3 protein-coding genes (1 of these 3 running past the window's edge) are annotated in these 2,888 nt (G+C 62.2%); all 3 read left to right on the top strand.

The annotated features are described in order from the left end of the window. The coding region (locus HXW87_RS29560) for an immunoglobulin-like domain-containing protein (protein WP_345773065.1) at positions 1 to 1,986 on the top strand (1,986 nt) is incomplete at its 5' end. Then, on the top strand, positions 1,904 to 2,437 hold the full coding sequence (locus HXW87_RS29555) for an immunoglobulin-like domain-containing protein (protein ID WP_345773064.1): 534 nt from the start codon (positions 1,904 to 1,906) through the stop codon (positions 2,435 to 2,437). The genes HXW87_RS29560 and HXW87_RS29555, both read left to right, overlap by 83 nt. A gap of 35 nt (positions 2,438 to 2,472) precedes the next feature. Continuing rightward, positions 2,473 to 2,888: the 5' portion of an immunoglobulin-like domain-containing protein gene (locus tag HXW87_RS29550; protein WP_345773063.1), read on the top strand. It continues 16 nt past the right edge of the window; only the first 416 of its 432 coding nucleotides appear in the window; the start codon lies at positions 2,473 to 2,475; the stop codon falls past the right edge of the window.

Raw genomic sequence — 2,888 nt, 5'->3', positions numbered from 1 at the left:
ACGCCGGTCACCGTGACCCTGTCGAACGGCGCGGTGATCACCATCGAAGCGGGTAAAACGACCGGCACCGTGACCGTTCCGGCGCCAGCCGATGACGTCTACAAGGACGCCGGCAAAGTCGAAGTCACGATCAAGGATGCGTCGGGCGGCAACTTCGAGAGCCTCGTTCCGAGCACGGTTCCGGCCGTAACCGAAGTCACTGACACCATTGATACTTCGACCGTGAAACTCACGGCCGATACCTCGGTCGCTGAAGGCGGCACCGTCACTTACACCGCGACCGTTGGCGCACCAGTCACTGGCTCGCCAGTGACTGTCACTTTGGCCAACGGTCAGACCATCACCATCGAAGTCGGCAAGACCACCGGCACCGTGACCACCACCGCGCCAAACGATGCGCTGACGGGTCACGAACCGCTGACCAACTCGATCACCGGCGTCAGCGGCGGCAACTACGAAAATCTGGTCGCTGACAAAACCCCGGTCAGCACCACCGTCACTGACACCGTGGACACGACGAATCTGTCGCTCAGCGCCACCAACTCGGTCGCCGAGGGCGGTTCGATCACCTACACCGCGACCCTCACCAATGCCGCTGGCTCGCCGGTCACCGTGACGCTGTCCAACGGTTCGGTGATTACCATCGAAGCGGGCAAGACCAGCGGCACCGTGACGGTTCCAGCGCCAGCCGATGACGTCTACAAAGACGCCGGCAAGGTTGAAGTCACCATCAACGGTGCAACCGGTGGCAACTTCGAGAACCTTGTTCCGAGCACTGTTCCGGCAGTGACTGAAGTCACTGACACCATCGACACCACGTCGGTGAAACTGACCGCAACCGAGTCCGCTGCTGAAGGTGGCACCGTCACCTACACCGCGACTGTCGGTGCTCCGGTAACCGGCTCGCCTGTGGTCGTGACCCTGGCCAACGGTCAGAACATCACCATCGAAGTCGGCAAAACCACCGGCACCGTAACGACCACCGCACCGAACGATGCGCTGAACGGTCACGAGCCGCTGAACAACTCGATCACCAACGTCAGCGGCGGCAACTACGAAAACCTCGTAGCTGACAAAACCCCGGTCAGCACCACCGTGACCGACACCGTCGACACCACCAACCTGTCGCTGAGCGCGACTCCGGCGGTGAACGAAGGTGGCCAGATCACCTACACCGCCACCCTGACCAACGCCGCCGGCACTCCGGTGACCGTGACGTTGAGCAATGGCGCGGTGATCACCATCGACGCCGGCAAAACTTCCGGCACCGTGACCGTCGATGCACCGAAGGATGACGTCTACAAGGACGCCGGCACCGTTGAAGCGACCATCAAGGGCGCGACCGGTGGCGACTTCGAAAACCTGGTCACCAGCAACACGCCGGCGGTGACCACCGTCAACGACACCATCGACACCTCCACCGTGTCGCTGACTGCCACCGCCAACGTCGCCGAAGGCGAGACCGTGGTCTACACCGCGAGCGTGACCGCACCTGTAACCGGCTCGCCAGTTGTGGTCACTCTGTCCAATGGCCAGACCATCACCATCGCCGTCGGTGAGACCACCGGCAGCGTGAATTTCGTCGCGCCGAACAGCCCATTGGCGGGCGGCAGCTCGCTAAGCGTCGCCATCGACAAGGTTGCCGGCGGTAACTATGAAAACCTGGTGGCCGACAAGACACCGGCAAACACCTCAGTGTCGGACACTGTCGACACCACCAACCTGAACCTGACTGCCAGCGACTCGGTGGCCGAGGGTGGTTCGATCGTCTACACCGCGACCCTGACCAACCCGGCCGGGACTCCGGTGACCGTGACGTTGAGCAACGGCGCCGTCATCACCATCGAGGCCGGCAAAACCACCGGCACCGTAACCGTTCCGNCCGGCCGGGACTCCGGTGACCGTGACGTTGAGCAACGGCGCCGTCATCACCATCGAGGCCGGCAAAACCACCGGCACCGTAACCGTTCCGGCGCCAGCCGATGACGTTTACAAAGACGCTGGCAAAGTCGAAGCGACCATTTCCAGCGCTACCGGTGGCAACTTCGAGAATCTGGTGCCGAGCACCGTTCCTGCAGTCACCAACGTCACCGACACCATCGACACCACTACGGTCAAACTGACCGCGACCGAATCTGCGGCTGAAGGTGGCACCGTCACCTATACCGCTACCGTGGGCGCACCAGTGACCGGTTCGCCTGTGGTCGTGACCCTGGCCAACGGTCAGAACATCACCATCGAAGTCGGCAAGACCACCGGCACCGTCACCACCACCGCGCCGAACGATGCGCTGACCGGCCATGCGCCGCTGACCAACGCCATCACCGACGTGAGCGGCGGTAACTACGAAAACCTTGTGGCGGATAAAACGCCGGTTTCGACCAATGTCACTGACACCGTCGACACCACCAATCTGTCGCTCAGTGNGATGCGCTGACCGGCCATGCGCCGCTGACCAACGCCATCACCGACGTGAGCGGCGGTAACTACGAAAACCTTGTGGCGGATAAAACGCCGGTTTCGACCAATGTCACTGACACCGTCGACACCACCAATCTGTCGCTCAGTGCCACTGGCACCGTGGCCGAGGGTGGCTCGATCGTTTACACCGCGACCCTGACCAACGCGGCTGGCTCGCCAGTCACGGTGACGTTGAGCAACGGCGCCGTCATCACCATCGACGCCGGTAAAACCACCGGTACCGTGACTGTTCCAGCTCCGGCCGATGACGTTTACAAAGACGCCGGTAAAGTCGAAGCGACCATCTCCAGCGCTACCGGTGGCAACTTCGAGAATCTGGTGCCTAGCACCGTTCCAGCCGTCACCAACGTCACCGACACCATCGACACCACCACGGTCAAACTGACCGCGACCGAGTCTGCGGCTGA

The organism is Pseudomonas sp. Y5-11 (assembly GCF_022368695.1).
Taxonomy (GTDB): domain Bacteria; phylum Pseudomonadota; class Gammaproteobacteria; order Pseudomonadales; family Pseudomonadaceae; genus Aquipseudomonas; species Aquipseudomonas parakoreensis.
Note: the sequence above shows the minus strand (reverse complement) of the source record. Positions and strands in the feature narration are given on the sequence as shown.